Here is a 17,172-nt window from a genome sequence, read left to right as displayed (position 1 = left end):
CGGTCATCGAGCTTCCAGCAGCTCGAGCGCGCGCGTATAGGTGGACTCGGCCTCGATGTACGCGTGACGGCCGCGAGCGGACTCGGCCAGGTCGATGTAGAGGGCGGCGGCCTCGTCGCGCAGGCCGGCGGCGGCGGCGTGCAGGGCCAGACGGGGCAGGCGCTGACGCTCGGCGGCTCCCGCCCGGCTCTGGTAGTAGCGGAACGCGGCGCGGTGGATGCGCACCCGGTCCGCCTCGGGCAGTGAGCGTTCCACCGTGGCGCGCAACAGCTCGTTGCGGAAGCTGAGGCCCTCCTGCCGGTGGCTCACCAGCAGGCCGAGGTCCACCAGCCGGCGCGTGGCGTGGCGCGGGTCCAACGGGAAGTCCGCCGCGCCGCCGTCCTCCTCCAACTCGTGCACCACGCCCTCGGCCTCGGCGGCGGTGAAGTCCGTGCCGAGCAGCGCGCACAGCCGGGCGTGCGCCGCCAGCTCCACGGGAAGCGCGCCCAACTCGCGGTCCGCCAGCCAGTCCACCAGCCGCAGCTCCGGCATCCGGTCCAGCTCGTCCGTGGCGAGGTACCAGCTGCCCCCGTGGGCACGCTGGCGCACGAGGCCCTGGCGCTTGAGGCCCCGCACCAGCTCCACGAGGAAGAGGGGGATGCGCTGGGCGCGCTCGGCGAGGTGCTCGAGCGCGGCGGCGGGGATGTTCTCCGCGGGGCGCAGCAGGGTGCGGCACAGCTCCACGGCGCTGGGCGGCGACAGGGGGCCGAGCGGCAGCACCTGGCGGCGGGCGGCGCGCGTACCCCAGGAGGGGCGCAGGCGCTCGAAGCCGGGGCGCGCCAGCACGCACACCCAGAGGGGGAGGCGGGACTCGGCGAGCGCGGCGTACTCCAGTGCGTCCAGGGCCGTCTCCTCGGCGTACTGCGCGTCGTCGAGCACCAGGCACAGGGGCCGGCGGCGGGCGCGCGCGGCCAACAGCTCACCGGCGGCGCGCATGGCGAGGGAGCGAAGGGCGCCAGGGGCCGCGGCCCAGTTCTGCAGTCCGGCGGCGCCCGGTGCGAGCCACCCGAGGGTGGAGGCCACGCCGGGCCACAGCTCGGTGGCCAGTTGGGGCCCCAGCAACTCGAAGCAGGTGGCGCGGCCCTCGTGGTCGGAGCCCGTCAGCTCGGCATCGCCGCGGAAGTCGTACAGGGCGCCGCGCAGCAACATGCGCAGGGTGCCCTCCGGGTCTCCCTGCACCGGCTCGCGGGCGCGCCAGGTGACGACGCGCGCGTTGGGCAGGCCCACCTGGAGCTGCTGGGCGAGCGCGGCGCTCAGGTGCGTCTTGCCATGGCCCCGGTCTCCCAGCACGGTGACGAGCGTGGGCGCGCCCTCCACCAGCGCCAGGCCCGCGCCCTCCATCAACTCGGCCAGCTCGCTGCCGCGGCCCACCAGCACGCCGCTGCCATGCTGGAGGATGGTGACGTCGTCGCGTCCCAGGCTCGCCGGGGCGCGCCGGAAGACGCCCTCGCGGCCCGTCACCGGCTCGCACGGCAGGTCCGGAAGGGCCTCGGCCGCCGCGCCCGTCAGCAGGAGGGTGGAGGGGTCCTCGTCGGTGGGGTAGCGGTCCTTGCGCGCGAAGATGGGGCCGAGGTAGCGCGCGGGGCCGCCGGGGCGGCGCTGCACCGTCACCGTGGCCACGTCCACCAGCGCGGCGGGCGCGAGGTTCTGCGCGGCGAGGCCCTCGGCGGCCTGCCGGGCGCGCTGCACGGGGTTCTCCCCCGCGTCCGGATCGAAGACGCCGGCGAAACGGGTGCCCTCGTGGGAGGCCATCTGCCCGCCGAAGCCGGCGAGCGCCTTCTGCACGGTGACGGGGTTGGCGCCGGAGCGGAAGAAGAGCACCGCCACCGAGCGCCGCACGGGAGCGGAGGGCGTGGGCGCGGCCTTCTCCAGCAGGGCCCGCGCGGGGGTCAGCGCGGGAGGCTTGCCGGTGCTGGCCAGCGCCTCCTGGAGCACGAGCCGCAGGGAGGCCACGGTGTCATAGCGGCGCTCGCGCTCCTTGGTGAGGCAGCGCAGCACCACCTGCTCGAGCGCGGCGGGCGCGGGCACGAGCTCCGAGGGACGCAGGGGCCGGCGCGCCAGGTGGGCGTGGATGACGTCGGACGGGGTGCCGAAGAAGGGCGGGCGGCCGGTGAGCATCTCGTAGAAGAGGATGCCCAGGGAGTAGATGTCCGAGCGGATGTCCAGGCCGGCCTGGCCCGAGCACTGCTCCGGGGACATGTACTCGACGGTGCCCGCGAAGGAGTCGCCGATGGGGGGCGTGGGCTCGTCGGCGGAGGTGAGGGCGGGCGTGCCCACCGAGCGCGCGAGGCCGAAGTCGAAGAAGCCGGCGGAATGCGTGCCGTCGTCGAGGAAGACGTTCTCCGGCTTGAGATCTCCGTGGAGGTAGCCGTGGCCGTGCACCACCGCGAGCGCGTCCAGCAGGGCCAGTGCGCGCGAGGTGAATTCGGCGAGCGGCATGGGGCCGGCGACCTGCGCCATGCGTTGCGCGAGGGTGGGCCGCGCGATGAACTGCATGACGAGGTACGGGGCACCGTTGGGCAGGGTGCCCGTGCCGTGCACGGCGGGGACGGTGGGAGGGCCGATGACGCGCAGCACCTCGGTCTCGCGGGCGAGCTGGGCGCGGGCGAGGGGCACCTCGGAGTGGGCCACCTTGATGGCCACGTGCAGGCCGTCGTGCTCGCGCCAGGCGGAGTAGAGGGTTCCGAAGCCGCCGCGCGCTACTTCCTCCTCCAGCCTGTAGCCGGCAATGACGAAGGATGGCGACGGCCGGCCAGGCCCCGCGGAGGGGGCGTTGGTCGGGGTCGCTCCTCGGGGACAGTGCGCGTGGGTCCCCTCCCAACGCTGCCCGCATGTCACACAACGCGGCACGTCCCCAATCTACCGCAACCCGGCCGCGTTTCCCCCGCTTGACAGCAAGTGACGCCTGCAATGGGCGGGATGCGGCGGAGCTGGCGGGCTCATACTCGGAAAGTCGTGAATGCCGTGCCCGGCTTCCCGGGCCGGGTCTTCACAGGGGGCGCGAGGAGCGTGAGCCCGTGCGTGCGACGCGGTTGCGGTGGCTGCCAGCCCAACGCTCCGCGGACGAGGCGGACCGTCATGCGCGAAAGCGCCTGCGTGTGCCCCGCACTCGTTGACGTCAACGAGTGATGTGGGTTGATGTGCGATGCTCGTTGACGTCAACGAGTGGAGCGAGGGGTGTTTCTCCAGGCGTCCCGTGCCGTGGGGTGGTGCTACGCTGGCCCACCTCGGAGGTCACCCGCATGGACGAGGGAGGGGGCATGGAGGCGCCGGCGGGCTCGCGGCGGCGGGTGCTGGAGCGGTTGCGCGCGCGCCGAGCCGGGAGTGACGCCGCGCTCCATGTTTCGCTGCCACCCCTGGGCACCACGGTGGGGGGCTTCGTCCTGGAGGCGCTGTTGGGGCAGGGAGGCTACGGCACCGTGTACCTCGCCCGGCGTGGCGGGTGCCTGTTCGCCGTCAAGCTCATCTCCCTGCCCCAGGCGGGGGAGTGGGCGCGCCGCGAGCCTCGACGTCATGCTGCGCCTGGAGGAGGTGGGAGGCGTGGGCCTCAAGGGCCATGGCCTCTGGCCCGATGAGGCGCCCCGCTTCCTGTTCATCGCCATGGAGTACGTGCCCGGCGAGGAGCTGTACGGCTGGGCCATGCACCACAACCCGCATGCGCTGGAGGCGGTGGACGTGCTGCTGGAGCTGGCGCGGGAATTGGCGGTGGTGCACTCGGCGGGAGTGGTGCACCGCGACATCAAGGGCGACAACGTATTGGTGCGCCACGTGGACGGGCTGCCGGTGCTGCTGGACTTCAGCGTGGCCACCTACCCGGGGGCGCCGCGCGTCACGGGCCAGGAGGTGCCCGGCTGCCGGGAGTACCTCAGTCCCCAGGCCGTGCGTTTCAACCACGAGCACGCCCCGGAGGAGCGTTACCCGGCCAGCGCCGCGGATGACCTGTGGGCGTTGGGCGTGCTGGCCTACAAGCTGCTGACGGCCACCTGGCCCTTCCAGGGACACAACGTGGTGGAGACGGAGCGGCGAATCCTGCACGCGCAGCCGGAGCCGCCGCACGTGCGCAACCCTCGCGTGCCCCGAGCGGTGGGGGAGGTGTGCCTGCGGTTGCTGGAGAAGGAGCCTTGCGCGCGCTACCCGGACGCGGACGCCGTGGTGGCGGCCCTGGAGGAGGTGCGGCGGGGAGCGGACGAGGCGTGGCGGGTGCCGTTGTGCGAGGCGTGGGGCCCGGACGCGGCCACCACGCAGCGCCAGGGGCCGCTGTCGATGGAGCGGATGGGCGCCCGGTGGAAGAGGCTGGTGGACTACGAGCGGCGCCATCCGAGGCGCGGCATGCCCCGGCTGGCTCCGCCCTCCGAGGGGGCTCGGCCCGTCCCGGGGTGGACGGTGGGGCGGGGCGTGCGCGTGCTGGTGCTCGCTGGGATGGGCCTGCTGTGCGCGGAGCACGCGCGGCCCGTGTCCATGTCCGCGCGTCCGTCCCTGCCCGTGGCTTCCCGTGTCACTTCCCAGGTGTCCTCCTGGGTGCTGACGCCCGAGGTGGTGTTTCGTGGCCAGGAAGTGGCGCCGTGGGGGAAGCCGCCGGAAGGTGATGGGAGCGCGGCGCCTGGGTGGGCGGCAACTCCCGCGCCCGTCGCCAGCGCGACGCCGCCCAAGGACACGCGCGTGAAGATTTCACGGAAGGACTCCGCTCCGCTGGAGAACAGCCCTCGGCCCCGGAGCCCCGGGCCCCGGACGAAGGAGACGGGCCCCCTGGCGCGGAGGGCGGGGACGGCCCTGCTCACCTGCGCTCTGGCCACCGGCTGCTCCGGCCCCGCCACCCAGGTGCGTCCCCAGCCGCCCGGGCCCGCCGAGTGCCCGGCTGGCTCGGCCGAGGCCATGAGCAAGCTGAGGGCTTGGACCCGGCTCATGGTCACCTTCCACACCAGCGGAGGCGGCCGCGTCATCACCGTGAGCGGGGGCGAGGCCACCGTGATGTTGCGCCAGACCTCGGGGACGCTGGTGGCCGGCTCCACCCTCACGGGGCAGCTCATCGTCACGGACAAGCGCGTGTATGGCCGCTTCACCCGGGCCCGTCTGCCCAACGGCGAGACGTTCCCCGTCTGCTTCGAGATCTCCGAGTTCAAAGCGGGGGAGCTGGTGGCGGGGATCTCCGTGGAGGAACCCGCCCCCGAGCCGGGCCTCGCGCGCATCTTCTCCACCCAGGGCGTGGAGGCGGTGAAGCGCTTTGGCCTCCTGCCTGAGGAGTGACGGGTACGCCGCCGGACCGTGCGGAGCGCGGAAGGACATGGCAGCGGCTGACGCCAGAGGTTGCTGCTAGAGTCACCACTCTGGAGGTTCAGTCCCCATGTCCACCCTGCCCGTTGTGCTCGCAGTGCTCGTGTTCTTGGTGAGCGCGCCCTCCGCTGCCCAGCCCGGCTCCGAGCCCGCGACATCCGGAGCGGAGCGCCAGTTGCTGCTGCCGGCGGACTTGCCGGGGCAGCCATATGAGGTCCGCATCGGCCCGGGCGTTTCCACCAACCTGTTCTTCGATGCGCCCGTGCAACTCGTGGGAGTGGAGGCGCGCGAGCACTTCCGCCGGGCGGTGGCGGCGGAGGACTCCATCATCCTCCTGCCCTCGCGCGAGCTGCTGGTGGGACAGCGGTTGCGGATGACCGTGCGCTTCATGGAGGGCGTGGCTCCGGCGCGCGTGAAGTTCATCCTGGTGGTGGTGCCTCCGGCGCTGGCCGAGCGCCAGGTGGAGGTGTCCCGGTCCCGTGCCCCGGAGCTGTGCCAGCAGGAGGCTCGTGAGGCGCATGAGAAGGCGCGGCAGTGCCAGGCTGAGCTGGCGCGGCTGCGTGCGGAGCCGAAGGGCTCGAGCGGGCTGACGGGCCTGCTCACCCTGGAGCTGATGGACGGTCAGGGGGTGCTTGCCCTCGGACTCCGGCTCGTCTGGCTGGAAGGACAGGCCCTCGCGGTGGACACGGCCACGAGCTACCGCGCCACCCGTCCGCTCAAGCCAGGAGAGGAGAAGGAGACGCCGAGGACGAGGCGGGTGGCCATGGAGCTGTGGGTGACGAGCGGAGACGCGCTGCCGTGGACGGCGGCGGGCGCGGAGCTGGTGTCCGAGGACGGCGCGCGGCACACGCTGTCGGTGTGGCAGGGGACGCCCATCCTCGCGGGGGCGGAGATGCAGCGTGTGGTGCTCGAAGCGGAGCTGCCGGAGGCGGAGGCCCAGGGCTCCTTCTCCGTCGAGCTCTGGGAGGAAGGCCGGACGCGCTCCGTCACCTTCGGAGGCGTGTCCTTCCCATGAGACCCATGGGGCGGCCCATGTCTGTTTTCGTCCACGGAGACGTGGCGTCACGGTGTTATCCTGGCTGCCTACAGTGGAGGCTCAATGCCCAAGAAGAGCTCCTTGCTGGTGCTGTTGCTGCTCACTGGGATGACAGGTTGCCCGACCTTCGGCCCGGACGGTGCCATCACAATGGCTCTCCATAAGGACATGGTGAATCTCCATGTGAATTGCCGGATGAGCGGAAACGAGTGGAGAGACAAATGCGGTAATGACTATTGGCGCAGATCTCCCGAGGAACGGGGGAGTTGTCCGCGCGAGTGTCGACCTGCCCGGCCGCAACAGGAGTAGCACGTGAAAATGAAGTGGCGCATGTCCCTGCAGGTACTGCTGGTCCTCCTCCTGCTCCTGCCCTTGCTCTGGCTGAGCTCCATCGCCATGTTCGGGCCTGGTGCGCGGGTGACCCTGCCTCAGGACAAGCCCCTCGTTCCCATGCTTTCGCGTGAAGAGCGCCTGCGCCTGACCACCTATGAGCATGACTGCGGCACGGACGCGGACTGTGAGACGCAACTCCGCTGCGTCTACGACGTGCGGACAGCGCGTCAGCACTGTACGGATAGCTCGTGCACGGAGGACGGACATTGTCCGGATGGATTTGCCTGCATCCCCTTCGGGACTGTGAACGGCAAGGAGCGGGTCCGTGTCTGTTCAATGCTCGGTGTGCGCAAAGAGGGGGAGATTTGTGAGAGTCTGCCTTCCGACCGGCAAGAGGGCTGTGCGCCGGGTCTTGTCTGTCAGGGATTTTGTGGCCGGCCGTGCCGTGTAGAAGAGCCCGCCAGTTGCCCTGAAGGGTATTTCTGTCACGTGGGAGGCGCGGGCTCTTCATGTCTGCCGACGTGTGAGGGCCGCTCCTGTCCGGCGGACCAGCGATGTGTCCAGTTGATGGGAGGACACACCTCTGTGTGCATGACGATCCACGGGCAAGACTGTGAACGGACGCCCTGCTCGCCGGGAATGCACTGCACGCTCAACACCTATCCGACCACTCCGGGTCAAATCTGGATGGAGTGCCTGCGGAATTGTGGCGAAGACGAGCCGACCTGCCCCGAGGGCTCGGTCTGCTTCCTCTACCAATGCCGCAAGTCGTGCGACCCCCAAGACTCCTCGGTTTGTGGGCCGGGCTTCAGTTGTGGACGCAATCATCCCAGCATGCCTTGGGCGTGCGTGCCGGGCACTCGCTCCAGAACTCCAACGGAAAACTGAGTAGGCGGATCCAACTCACACCGCGTGAAGGGCTCCAGGGGTGACCGCTCGGGTTCTTTCGTTCCGCTGAACTCCTGGGGTAATGTATCTCCCGCTTCCACACGGACTGGCAGCCCGGTCGCCGGGAGTGCCGCCGCCCACCGGAGGCAGGAGCGTTGCCGCAGATGGGTTCCCCGCCGTCTCGTCCGAAGCAGACCGCCCAAGGCAAGGAGGCCACGGAGTGTGTCCTCTTCTCCAACGAGGACACCGAGTTCCTCGTCGTCTGGCGCATGGATCGCGGGCCGCACGGGCTGGTGCGGTACCTGGTCCGCCCTCGGACCCGCCAGCGGGTGGGGGACCTGATGGAGGTGGACGTGCTGCCGCCTCACGCGCCCTCGAGCGCACGCGAGCGCATGGCGGAGGAGGCCCAGCTCGCCTCGTGGCTCACCCACCCATCCATCGCGCGAGTCCACGGCTTGTTCGAGGACGGTGGGAGGACCTTCCTCCTCAAGGAGCACGTGGAGGGCTGCAACCTGGATACGGTCATCAACCTGGGCATCCTGCGCGGAAGGTGGATGTCCGAGGCGTTCTGTCTCTACGTGGGCGGCATGGTGGCTGGGGCGCTGCACTCCGCGCACACAGCCAGGGACGAGGCGGGACGGCCGCTGGGTTTCGTCCACCGCTCGGTGAATCCCTGCTGCATCCGCGTCGGGCTGGGGGGCGTGGTGAAGCTGACGGACTTCGCCTCGGCCTGGTCCCTGCTGCCGGGGCGCTTGCGGACCCCGAAGGGGCTGCTCCGGGGGGAAATCGACTACGCCGCGCCCGAGCGCTTGCTGGCGCCGGGCGGGCACGGGGTGGATGCCCGGGCGGACGTCTTCTCACTGGGCATGGTGTTGCTGGAGCTGCTGACGGGCAGGAGCCTCTACGGGCTGGAGGCGGTGGAGCGGGCGGCGCTCGGGCCACGGCGCAAGCTCAAGGCCCGGTCCAGCGCGAAGGCGGAGCTGCCGAGCTGGGCGTCTGTGGGAGAGATGGCCGCGCTCGCCGCCGCCTTCCGCCCCGAGCACGTGGAGGCCGCCATGCAGGGAGTGTCCGCACCCTTGAAGGCCATCCTCCACAAGGCCCTGCGTGCTGACCCGGCCGAGCGCTATGCGACGGCGGCGGAGTTGCAAGCCGGCCTCCAGGCGTGCCGGCGGGCGCTGCGCGAGGAGTCTTATGGGGCGGAGGATGCCGCGTCGGAACTGCTCGTGGCACAGGCGGAGGCGGTGGTCTCTCCTCATCGTGAGCAGGCCGGGTTGCTCGAGTGGGGCATCTTTCCGGACGACGTCCCCATGCAGTGGTGAGAGGGTAGGAATGAGCGGAACGAAGATCGCCATCAAGAGCCTGAGCCAGTCGGATCTGTCATTTTTCAAGGCCCACCAGCAGCGCTCGAATCAGAAGGCGCTCCAACTCGACAGCGAGGTCTTCGTTGAGTGCTTCTATCCGGGGCTCCGAGGCTCTCTGGAGCAGCGGGTGTTACTCCTGACGCTCATGGGGCCAGGGGGAAGGGGGCCCCACCCCCTGACGCGCTTGGCCTTACGTCTCCCTGGCGCGGAAGACTGGCTCATCAAAGGTGAGCTCGTCCGTGATCCGGAAGAGGAGCCTGGCCGCTACGGGGAACTCAGGGAAGGCGATTTTGTCATCATGGCCTTCGAGGGCCATGCACAGCCGGAATCCGTGATGCTCGTCCTCGTCTCGGCTACCGAGGACAGCGTGCTGCATGAAACCCTCGCGGGGCGCCTCGAGTTCACGGGCAAGCACGGCATGCGGAAGGTGGCGCAGGCCGTCATCGCCCAGCTCCGCGCCGACACCCTCGACGCCTATCCCGATGGTGAGCACCCGCTCGATACCCTCATCTCTCCCGACACGGTCGAGGATGCGCTCTTTGGCACCGGCGCTCCCGCTCCTACCGACGCCCGGCGCTCCGGCAGGCAGGCCCCCCTCTCACCCGAGGCCCTGCGCCGTCAGCTCCTCGCCGCCGAGGAGATCGGTCAACAAGGAGAAGAACTCTTCGGAGCGTGGCTCACCGCCACGGGCCACGAGGAGGGGGACTTCACGTGGATTTCGGAGACCCATGCGCGCTCGGCGTATGACCTCGAAGTGCACGCGGCCAGGTGGCTCGACGGCACGCCGAAGGTCTTCGTCGACGTGAAGACGACGCGAGGCCCGTTCGAGCGGCAGATCCACATGAGCATCGCCGAGCTGCGCTTCGCGGTGGAGACGGAGGGCTACCGGATCGCGCGCTTGTACAAGCTCGATGCTGAGACGCCTAAGCTCCGGATGCTCACCGGCGTGCAGGCGGTGGCGGCGCGGATTCTCGAGCAGCTGGAAGCGCTGCCAGAGGGCGTCATGGTGGACAGCCTGCAGCTCGAGCCGGGGTTGTTCGACGCCGAGCTGAGCACCGAACTCTCGTAGCGCAGCCTCCCCGCCTGGGTGCTTCAGTTCATGCGGACGGGTGCTTCTACTTCGCGGCCAGCCTGCGCTCCGACGACGTCGTCCGGACCAGGCTCCTCCGCCAGCGCCACCAGCGAGGCGGTAGGCGGGCGTTCGCGAAGGCGGTTCAGGTCTCCTCGCCGGGAAGGAGCGTGAGAAGCAGTTCGTCGTCGGGGTTGAGCGGGCGCCAGCCGGGCGGCGGCGGCGTGGCAAGGAGCGCTGCGCTGACCTGTCTTGCTCTGTCCTGATGAGTATCTGGGGTGTAGGCAATCCACGAGCTGAGCGCCTTGGCGACTTCGAAACGGTTGGCGTCATTCAACACGGCCGGCCACCCGTTGGGGAGACCTTCGGACAGCTCGCGCACAAGCACGTCGCGAACAAAGCGTGTGACCTGCTTGCGCTGCTCTGCCTCGCCAAGCAATCCGCTCAATACTTGCACTGCTGCAACGTCATCCTTTCCAAGCTCTTCGGCCAGCAAGTACAACGGGACGGCGGGACGCGCCTCGGCAAAGGCGGTGAGCGAATCGTATCCACGCTGATGGACTCGCTCATACAGGCGCACCTTGACGTTGCCTTGCCACGCACGCCCATCGCTCATCGTGCTCTCCAGCGAATGAACTTCATCGGGATTCTATAGTCCCTCATGTTCTTTGCGACGATCTCCAGGAGCTCGTTTCGCGTCAACATCCGACCGGCCAACACCTCGGCCTCACTCAATCGGCTCATGATCATCCGGTTCCATTCACCGGGCCACATGCGCCCCAGTTTCCAGTTCCCCCCGCCGTGGATGGCCTCGTGGTGCGCCCGCTCCAACGTAAGTGCTCGCCCGAGCCCGTCGTGACGTGAGGGCCGAGGCATGAGCATGTCCGTCGCCCCATGAAGGAGGCGGAAGCGATGGACATGAAGGAGCAGGCGGAGAAGTTCCGGAAGGCGGTGCTCGAGAGGGGAGGAGTGGGCCCGCGAGCGCGCTACACAGCGGAGCAGAGACAGGAGGCGGTGGAGTACGGGCGAGCGTGGAGGAAGCGGCGAAGGAGTTGGGCATGAGCAGCTGGACGCTCAGCCGGTGGGGCAGCGCGGCGCGGCGAGCCGGCAAGCAGCAGCCCGCGAGGCAGGGGCTGGTCCCCGTCGAGGTGAAGGCCGAGCGTGCCCAGGGGCGAGGAAGGGGGCTGGTAGTGCACGGGCCGGGGGGAGTCCGGGTGGAGGGGTTGTGCGTTGAGGACGCGGTGAGGTTGCTGTGAGGGCTGCTGTGATTGGCTCCACGCGTAGGCTCGCGGTGTACGCCTACGGGCAGCCGTGCGACATGCGCAAGAGCTTCGATGGGCTGTGCGGGCTGGTGAAGCAGGCGCTGGGGCGCGACTTTCTGTCGGGAGACGTCTTTCTCTTTGTCGGACGAGACAGGAAGAGGGCCAAGGCGCTCTTCTGGGACGGCACCGGGCTGTGCTTGTACGCCAAGCGGCTGGAGAAAGGACGCTTCGCGCCGCTGTGGCAGCCAGAGAAAGACAAGCAGCCGCTGGTGCTGACGGTGTCGGAGTTGGCCCTGTTCCTGGAGGGCAGCGCGCTGGTGGGGCGAGCGCCGCTGTCGCCCGCGCCGTACACGCTGGCGCCGCTCTTCCAGCTGGAGGACGCTGGCGCGGTGACTTCGTGAGTCATGCCGCGCGCACTACTTGCGCGGGCGGGTGCTGGCATGGCACTACCCGCGCATGAGCTTCCAGCTGACGACGGAGAAGGACGTGGAGAGGCTGCGCCAGGCGGCCCTCCTGTTGGAGGCGGAAAACAGACGCCTGGTGGCGCGCGTGGTGGAGCTCACGCGCAAGCTGATGAGCGCCCAAGGCCGGGACGCCGAGGAGTTGCAGCTGCGTTTGCAGGAGTTGGAGCGGCAGCTGGCGCAGCGCACCGGCGAGCTGTTTGGCCGCTCCAGCGAGAAACGCCCCCACCGCGAGCAGGACGAGGGGAAACAAGCCGGGCTGGCCGAGCCCGCGCCCGGCCACGGTCCGCGCGCCCAGCCCACGCTGCCGCTGCTGGAGCAAGTTCACACGCTGGAGGAGCCGGACAAGCAGTGCCCCAAGTGCGGTGGGGCGCTGGCGGAAATGAAGGGCTGCTACGAGACTCTCTGCTGCATGTCCTGAGCGGACCCCGGGCGCCACGGTGGCCATCGCACCGCGGTGAGCGTCCCGTCATGTCCTGCGCTCGTCGTCAAGCTCCTCGGTCACGGGGACCGGCGAGCATTTACATTCCTCCTATACTTTTCCATGGGAAGCCATAGGGGAGGAGGGAGGTGGCGATCGTTTCGGTTCCGGCCTGCGGAATTCATGCATCAATCTCCGCCCCAGGGGCTCATTGAGCTGAGGCAGGTGCAGGTGCAGGAACCTCGTCCTCGTACCAAGGTATTCACCTTGGGCATCTGGGGGTTTGTTGTCATGAAGATCTTGATCAGGGCTGTACTTTTGAGTGTGGGCCTTATGGCGGGAACAGCCTCCGCCGAAGTGCCGTACCAGTTCATCGCCAAGCAATACACCGAGGTGCTGGGACGTGGCCCCGACCAATCCGGGTGGGCGTATTACGCCAACCGCTTCAGCGCCAGCGGGTGTTCACAGGCCATGCTCAGGCAATACGGTCGCGAGTTCTACCAGTCAAACGAGTTCGCCTCGCGCGGCTACAACAACTCGGAGAAGGTCGCCGTGGCCTATCGCGGAATCCTGAGCCGGGAACCGAGTGCGAGCGAGGTCGACAATTGGGTTGGGCAGCTGAACACCGGCAGCCCTTGGATGACCATCGTGGACAACTTCTTCAACAGCCCCGAGTTCGGGAGCTTGGTGTCGAGTATCTGCATGGGTCGCGACTACAAAGCCAACGGTGGACGGCCCGCTGTGCTCACCACCACGCGCCTCCAGTCCGCCCTGCAGGCGCAACTCAACGCGGGCGGTGTCGTGACGCTTGGGCCGCAGGAGGTGGTCTACATCACCAGCACCCTTTTCATCCCGGCGGGCGCCACCCTGCGCACCAACGCCGTGAGCGGGAATCACACGGCCCGCTTCGGCCGTCTCGTGCGCGATGCCATGTTCGACGGTCCGATCGTCGAGCTTCGGGGCACCATGGACATGGTGTGGGTCGACGGCCAGGGCGGCCGATTCACCTATGACATACCAAGAATTACGGTGTCAGCCATGCAGGGAACGATCCAGAATTCCCGTCTCAGTGATCCCTCCGGCTGGACGAGCTTTCATGCGCCGGAGGGGTGCACCGGTCCCGTCATGATCACGAACAACCTGTTCACGGGTTATGCCAACCCGCACTACGGAGGCGGCTGGGCGGATGGTATCAGCATCGCGTGCCGTGGGAGCACGGTGCGATACAACTCTGTCATCGATGCCACGGACGTAGGCATCATCGTCTTCTCCCGCCCGAACAGTGTCGGGTGGAGTGGCACGAATATCGTGGTGCAGAACAATACCATCGTTGCCGCCGGCCGTAGCGCCTACGGAGGGCTCGCGTTCGACGCTGGGCACCAGACCGGAGCGGACTTTACCGGCTCGTACATCCAGGACAATCTCCTCTGGACGAGCCCGCTCCAGCACTTCGACGTCGCCCTGACCGTGGGGACCAACCCGTGGGATTGGGGGATGGGCACGAATGCAACAGCCATCCGCAACAATTCGGGAAGCCTGAGCGCTACCGTCCACTTGGGAATCGTCGTGGACGGCATGCAGAACACCACCGTGACGGGAAACAACTTCTCCACGGTGGGCGTCAACACCGGCATCAGATGCCCGCAGAACGGCGGCGTGAGCGCTGATGTTACCTCCGGCCATGTCTCGGGCTCCATCCAGTCCCCGTACATGAACATTCAGGTGCACAACTGCATGTACCACTGACCCATGCTCATCGCGACACACCGTGCGCGTCGGCGGCATCGAGCTTCCGCGAGTGCAGAGGCCCGGCCCTCCAGAGATGGAGAGCGAGGTGTGGGGGCAGGCGGCGGGTGCTGGCGTGCCTGACGGCTCATGTCCATGTCGCCGGTGAAGCCGCGCTTCTCGAACCACTCGCGGAACTCTTGAGGCATAACGTGGTGCTCTGGTGGCTCGGCCATGCCAGCCCCCGCCTTGCCCGTCACGCGCATGCCCCGTACCTCGGGCCCGTCGCCGAGTGACTCGCGCACGCCGCGCGGCAACTCGCCGTGCGCCATCATCATCTGGTCGGCCTGAATCCGCACCGCGGCGCTGATGGCGGGCAGGGAGAGGATGCCCGCGCGCACCAGCCGCTGCATCATCTCCACCCACTCGGCGGAGACGACAACCCTCGTGCGCATCATCACGCCGCTGGTGCCCATCACCATGCCCACCCCGAGGGTCACGGGGCCGAGGGCCGCAACGCTGGCAGCGAGAACTTCAGCGCCGGCCGCATCGTCACCAGCTCCATGAGCTGCGCCAGCACCATCAGCTTCTCGACGTTCCTCAGCCCCGAGTGAAGGCGCTGCGCCGTCGAAGGTCTTCGTCGACGTGAAGACGACGCGAGGCCCGTTCGAGCGGCAGATCCACATGAGCATCGCCGAGCTGCGCTTCGCGGCGGAGACGGAGGGCTCCCGGATCGCGCGCTTGTACGAGCTCGATGCTGAGACGCCCAAGCTCCGGATGCTCACCGGCGTGCAGGCGGTGGCGGCGCGGATTCTCGAGCAACTGGAAGCGCTGCCCGAGGGCGTCACGGTGGACAGCCTGCGGCTTGACCCGGGGTTGTTCGACGTCGAGCTGAGGACGAGGCTCTCCTAGCGCCGCCTCTCCGCCGGGCACGAAAAAGCGGGGAGGGAACACCGGCCATTGTCTGGCCGGCCTCCCTCCCCGCCTGGGTGCTTCAATTCATGCGGACGGGTGCTTCTACTTCGCGGCCAGGGTGGGCTCCGCGCTCATGCCCTCCTGGAGCGCCTTCAGGAGCCGCGCCACCTCCGACACCGGCACGTCCTGCACGCTCAGCAGCGTCTTGCCGTCCAGGCTGCGCGAGCTGAGGCGGACCGGGGCCACCCCATTGAAGTTGCGGAAGAGGCTGTCCTCGAAGAACAGCAGGCGCGCCTGGTCCGGCACGGGGACACGCACCGGAGCCGGGGTCTTCTTGGCCTTGGTGGCCCGCTCCACCTCGTCCACGCTGCACTCGGCGAAGGCCTTGTTCACCACCGTGCCGTCATCCCGCGGCACGTCGATGAGCATCGGGCCCGGGTTCCCCCTGTCCAGGTCGATGCCGGTCGCCTCCACGTAGCGGAGCAGGGCCCGCAGGGTGTACACGCCGAAATGCGTGCAGATCGCCTCCGGGAAGTTGCGCGCCACGGTGCCGTACACGGTCAGCGTGGACTGCGAGAGCGCCTTCACGTTCTTGCTGAAGTAGACCTGGGCGTTCGCGTGGCCGGCCAGCTCCGCCAGCTTCCGGTCCACCACGTGGTTGTAGAGCGTGCCGATCTGGTGCGTGGCGGTGTTCCCCTGCTGGATCAGCCCGTTGATGGTGTCCCGGATCTGATCGAGCGTCATGTCGGTGCCAACTGCCTGCATCACTGCCATGGTGCTGCCCCCCTCTGGGTGAGCCGCTGGAGCGCGGCTGACCTCGGCCATGGCAGTCCACGTGCCAGGAGGCGATGTCCCTTCTTTCGGACGCTTACCTGGAGGCTGAAGTCCGAGACCATCTGTGTTCCGGGCAGGTCGTCCGAAATACGGGACTGTCACTCGTTGACGTCAACGAGTGGATGCCCCTTCGCCATCGAGGCGATGGGGGTCCTCCCCGGGGTATGACTCAAACGGAGCCCTGCTTCGGGCCTGGTGGGCCGAGCCGCAGTGGATCCCACACGAGCTGCTCGGTGGGCGTCAGCTTCATGTGGGTGAACCCGTGGCGCTGCACGAAACGGGCGAAGCGCTCGGAGACGGTCAGGCATCCATACAGCCCTCGGGGACGGAAGATGTCCTCTTCCCGCCAGGTGCCGGGCTCCAGCGTGTAGCCGTAGATGGCGTTCTTGGTCGCTTCGCGGCATTCCCCGCATGTGGGAGGGTCATCGGCGTAGACGATGCGGCTGCGCGCCATGTCCACGGCCGCGCGGCTGAAGCAGGCCGTGACGGCCAGGTAGTGGGGCACGTGGGCCGGTTTGGGACCCCGCCGCTTGCGGCGCACCCGGACCACCTCCACCGGGTGGAAGCCCTCCAGCCCCGTCAGGCCTTCCTCCCGGAAGGCCCGGGCGAACCGCTCGGAGACGAGCAGGTCATCCCCCGAGGACTCCATGAAGTCCCCGAGCTCCTCTCCGTGCAGTAACAGCTCGACGCGGTAGGGGGGCAACCACTGCATCATCCCTATCGCACCGCCGCACCGTGGGCAGCGGGCCCCCTCTTCGCGATTGACGGGCTCGCGCTTGTCGACGTCGACATCATGACGGGACCCGATCTCGCCCTTCTCCAGGACAAAGAAGCGTGGGGCAGCGGCCGGCTCAGAAACCATGGGGGAACCTCGCCAGCATGTCGGGCCGGTTGTAGATGAGCCGGAGGTAGGCTTCGAACTGTTTTGCGGTCGCTTCGCGGTTTCTCCTGAGCCATTGGACGACTTCCGCGTCCAGCTCCCGGTGCCACTCCTGGTAGCCACAGTGGGCTTTCTCATCCACGGCCCGGGTGACGAAGCGCTCATCGCGTGGCTTGTACTGACCCTTGAGCGTCTGGTGATCCTCCAGCGCCTTGGCGATGGGCCGGGAGATGACGTGGTGCAACTGCCCCGTGCATTGGATGGGCTCGGAACAGTCCGCGGCCGCGGCCTGGGCTGCATCATCTCCCTTGCGGAGGACCTGCTCCACCATCTTGGTAGGCGCCGTGGCCTTCTCCACGAGCTCCATGGCCGCATTGACGATTCTCTCCTCGCACAGGCACCCCGGTGCCTCGCCGGGAGTGGAGGGAAGCTGTGTGAGCAGCAGCACCAGCAGGCTTGCGAACATGGGGCACCTTCGAGTCAGCGACTGGGAGTCAGCGACTGGACTCGGAAGTTACCGTGACCGCCCGGGCTTGTTGATGGGGAGGTGAGCGCCTAGGCACGAACCTTCCCGGGTGCAAGGGGACGAGAGAGGGCCGCCCCGTCCGCCGGTCTGAGAGGGCGGGGGCGTGACACCTTGCGCCGTGGGGGGAGCGGCTCCACCTAGAAGGGGTCAG

16 protein-coding genes are annotated in these 17,172 nt (G+C 68.6%); 10 read left to right on the top strand and 6 right to left on the bottom strand.

Annotated elements, in window-relative coordinates; genetic code table 11:
- Nucleotides 1–3: 3 nt before the first annotated feature.
- Nucleotides 4–2,877, bottom strand: a complete 2,874-nt coding sequence (locus ACN28I_RS23460) for a protein kinase domain-containing protein (protein ID WP_420944184.1) — start codon at nucleotides 2,875–2,877, stop codon at nucleotides 4–6.
- Between the two features lie 404 nt (nucleotides 2,878–3,281).
- Here ACN28I_RS23460 and ACN28I_RS23455 point away from each other — a divergent pair, with 404 nt between their 5' ends.
- The 5 genes from ACN28I_RS23455 (at nucleotide 3,282) to ACN28I_RS23435 (ending at nucleotide 9,997) form a co-directional block, all read left to right on the top strand.
- Complete coding sequence (locus tag ACN28I_RS23455; protein WP_420944183.1) at nucleotides 3,282–3,614, top strand: hypothetical protein; 333 nt, start codon at nucleotides 3,282–3,284, stop codon at nucleotides 3,612–3,614.
- Nucleotides 3,553–5,283: a serine/threonine protein kinase gene (locus ACN28I_RS23450; protein ID WP_420944182.1), complete on the top strand. Its 1,731-nt coding sequence runs from the start codon at nucleotides 3,553–3,555 to the stop codon at nucleotides 5,281–5,283. Before ACN28I_RS23455 ends, ACN28I_RS23450 begins: the two co-directional genes overlap by 62 nt.
- Nucleotides 5,284–5,380: 97 nt before the next feature.
- Complete coding sequence (locus tag ACN28I_RS23445; RefSeq protein ID WP_420944181.1) at nucleotides 5,381–6,325, top strand: DUF2381 family protein; 945 nt, start codon at nucleotides 5,381–5,383, stop codon at nucleotides 6,323–6,325.
- A gap of 1,406 nt (nucleotides 6,326–7,731) precedes the next feature.
- Nucleotides 7,732–8,886 (top strand): serine/threonine protein kinase, encoded by a 1,155-nt coding sequence (locus ACN28I_RS23440; RefSeq protein WP_420944180.1) that lies wholly within the window; start codon nucleotides 7,732–7,734, stop codon nucleotides 8,884–8,886.
- A gap of 10 nt (nucleotides 8,887–8,896) precedes the next feature.
- The gene (locus ACN28I_RS23435) at nucleotides 8,897–9,997 is read left to right on the top strand and encodes a hypothetical protein (RefSeq protein WP_420944179.1); all 1,101 of its coding nucleotides are present in this window, start codon (nucleotides 8,897–8,899) and stop codon (nucleotides 9,995–9,997) included.
- Nucleotides 9,998–10,142: 145 nt separating this feature from the next.
- Here ACN28I_RS23435 and ACN28I_RS23430 read toward each other — a convergent pair whose 3' ends face one another.
- Nucleotides 10,143–10,613 (bottom strand): NUDIX hydrolase, encoded by a 471-nt coding sequence (locus ACN28I_RS23430; RefSeq protein ID WP_420944178.1) that lies wholly within the window; start codon nucleotides 10,611–10,613, stop codon nucleotides 10,143–10,145.
- A 442-nt stretch (nucleotides 10,614–11,055) separates the two neighbouring features.
- Between ACN28I_RS23430 and ACN28I_RS23425 the strand changes: the two genes are divergently transcribed.
- The 4 genes from ACN28I_RS23425 (at nucleotide 11,056) to ACN28I_RS23410 (ending at nucleotide 13,887) form a co-directional block, all read left to right on the top strand.
- Nucleotides 11,056–11,253, top strand: coding sequence for a hypothetical protein (locus ACN28I_RS23425; protein WP_420944177.1), 198 nt, complete (start codon nucleotides 11,056–11,058; stop codon nucleotides 11,251–11,253).
- Between the two features lie 8 nt (nucleotides 11,254–11,261).
- Nucleotides 11,262–11,660, top strand: coding sequence for an IS66 family insertion sequence element accessory protein TnpB (gene tnpB / locus ACN28I_RS23420; protein WP_420944176.1), 399 nt, complete (start codon nucleotides 11,262–11,264; stop codon nucleotides 11,658–11,660).
- Nucleotides 11,661–11,715: 55 nt separating this feature from the next.
- Entirely contained in the window at nucleotides 11,716–12,141 is a 426-nt protein-coding gene (locus ACN28I_RS23415) for a hypothetical protein (protein WP_420944175.1), read from the top strand.
- A gap of 291 nt (nucleotides 12,142–12,432) precedes the next feature.
- Nucleotides 12,433–13,887 carry a DUF4214 domain-containing protein gene (locus ACN28I_RS23410; protein WP_420944174.1) on the top strand — a complete coding sequence of 485 codons (1,455 nt, stop codon included), beginning with the start codon at nucleotides 12,433–12,435 and terminating at the stop codon, nucleotides 13,885–13,887.
- Here the strand turns inward: ACN28I_RS23410 and ACN28I_RS23405 are convergent.
- Nucleotides 13,860–14,366, bottom strand: coding sequence for a hypothetical protein (locus ACN28I_RS23405; protein WP_420944173.1), 507 nt, complete (start codon nucleotides 14,364–14,366; stop codon nucleotides 13,860–13,862). The genes ACN28I_RS23410 and ACN28I_RS23405 overlap by 28 nt on opposite strands.
- A gap of 145 nt (nucleotides 14,367–14,511) precedes the next feature.
- Here ACN28I_RS23405 and ACN28I_RS23400 point away from each other — a divergent pair, with 145 nt between their 5' ends.
- On the top strand, nucleotides 14,512–14,778 hold the full coding sequence (locus ACN28I_RS23400; protein WP_420944172.1) for a hypothetical protein: 267 nt from the start codon (nucleotides 14,512–14,514) through the stop codon (nucleotides 14,776–14,778).
- Between the two features lie 105 nt (nucleotides 14,779–14,883).
- On the opposite strand, the gene ACN28I_RS23395 is transcribed toward ACN28I_RS23400, so the two are convergent.
- The 3 genes from ACN28I_RS23395 to ACN28I_RS23385 all read right to left on the bottom strand — a co-directional run bounded on the left by ACN28I_RS23395 (nucleotide 14,884) and on the right by ACN28I_RS23385 (nucleotide 16,961).
- A complete protein-coding gene (locus tag ACN28I_RS23395; RefSeq protein WP_420944171.1) occupies nucleotides 14,884–15,555 on the bottom strand; it encodes a hypothetical protein in 672 nt (223 codons plus the stop codon).
- A gap of 229 nt (nucleotides 15,556–15,784) precedes the next feature.
- Nucleotides 15,785–16,330 (bottom strand): hypothetical protein, encoded by a 546-nt coding sequence (locus ACN28I_RS23390; protein ID WP_420944170.1) that lies wholly within the window; start codon nucleotides 16,328–16,330, stop codon nucleotides 15,785–15,787.
- A 136-nt stretch (nucleotides 16,331–16,466) separates the two neighbouring features.
- Nucleotides 16,467–16,961: a Wall-associated protein precursor gene (locus ACN28I_RS23385; RefSeq protein ID WP_420944169.1), complete on the bottom strand. Its 495-nt coding sequence runs from the start codon at nucleotides 16,959–16,961 to the stop codon at nucleotides 16,467–16,469.
- Between the last annotated feature and the right edge of the window lie 211 nt (nucleotides 16,962–17,172).

The organism is Archangium gephyra, assembly GCF_049060025.1.
Classification (GTDB): domain Bacteria; phylum Myxococcota; class Myxococcia; order Myxococcales; family Myxococcaceae; genus Archangium; species Archangium gephyra_A.
Note: the sequence above shows the minus strand (reverse complement) of the source record. Positions and strands in the feature narration are given on the sequence as shown.

Excerpts from the sequence above, each read along its gene's own strand:
- ACN28I_RS23415 (WP_420944175.1), top strand. The coding sequence starts at position 11,716 with ATGAGCTTCCAGCTGACGACGGAGAAGGACGTGGAGAGGCTGCGCCAG.
- ACN28I_RS23395 (WP_420944171.1), bottom strand. The coding sequence starts at position 15,555 with ATGGCAGTGATGCAGGCAGTTGGCACCGACATGACGCTCGATCAGATC.
- ACN28I_RS23390 (WP_420944170.1), bottom strand. The coding sequence starts at position 16,330 with ATGATGCAGTGGTTGCCCCCCTACCGCGTCGAGCTGTTACTGCACGGA.
- ACN28I_RS23435 (WP_420944179.1), top strand. The coding sequence starts at position 8,897 with ATGAGCGGAACGAAGATCGCCATCAAGAGCCTGAGCCAGTCGGATCTG.
- ACN28I_RS23425 (WP_420944177.1), top strand. The coding sequence starts at position 11,056 with ATGAGCAGCTGGACGCTCAGCCGGTGGGGCAGCGCGGCGCGGCGAGCC.
- ACN28I_RS23385 (WP_420944169.1), bottom strand. The coding sequence starts at position 16,961 with ATGTTCGCAAGCCTGCTGGTGCTGCTGCTCACACAGCTTCCCTCCACT.
- ACN28I_RS23445 (WP_420944181.1), top strand. The coding sequence starts at position 5,381 with ATGTCCACCCTGCCCGTTGTGCTCGCAGTGCTCGTGTTCTTGGTGAGC.
- ACN28I_RS23455 (WP_420944183.1), top strand. The coding sequence starts at position 3,282 with ATGGACGAGGGAGGGGGCATGGAGGCGCCGGCGGGCTCGCGGCGGCGG.
- ACN28I_RS23440 (WP_420944180.1), top strand. The coding sequence starts at position 7,732 with ATGGGTTCCCCGCCGTCTCGTCCGAAGCAGACCGCCCAAGGCAAGGAG.
- ACN28I_RS23450 (WP_420944182.1), top strand. The coding sequence starts at position 3,553 with ATGCTGCGCCTGGAGGAGGTGGGAGGCGTGGGCCTCAAGGGCCATGGC.
- ACN28I_RS23410 (WP_420944174.1), top strand. The coding sequence starts at position 12,433 with ATGAAGATCTTGATCAGGGCTGTACTTTTGAGTGTGGGCCTTATGGCG.
- ACN28I_RS23430 (WP_420944178.1), bottom strand. The coding sequence starts at position 10,613 with ATGAGCGATGGGCGTGCGTGGCAAGGCAACGTCAAGGTGCGCCTGTAT.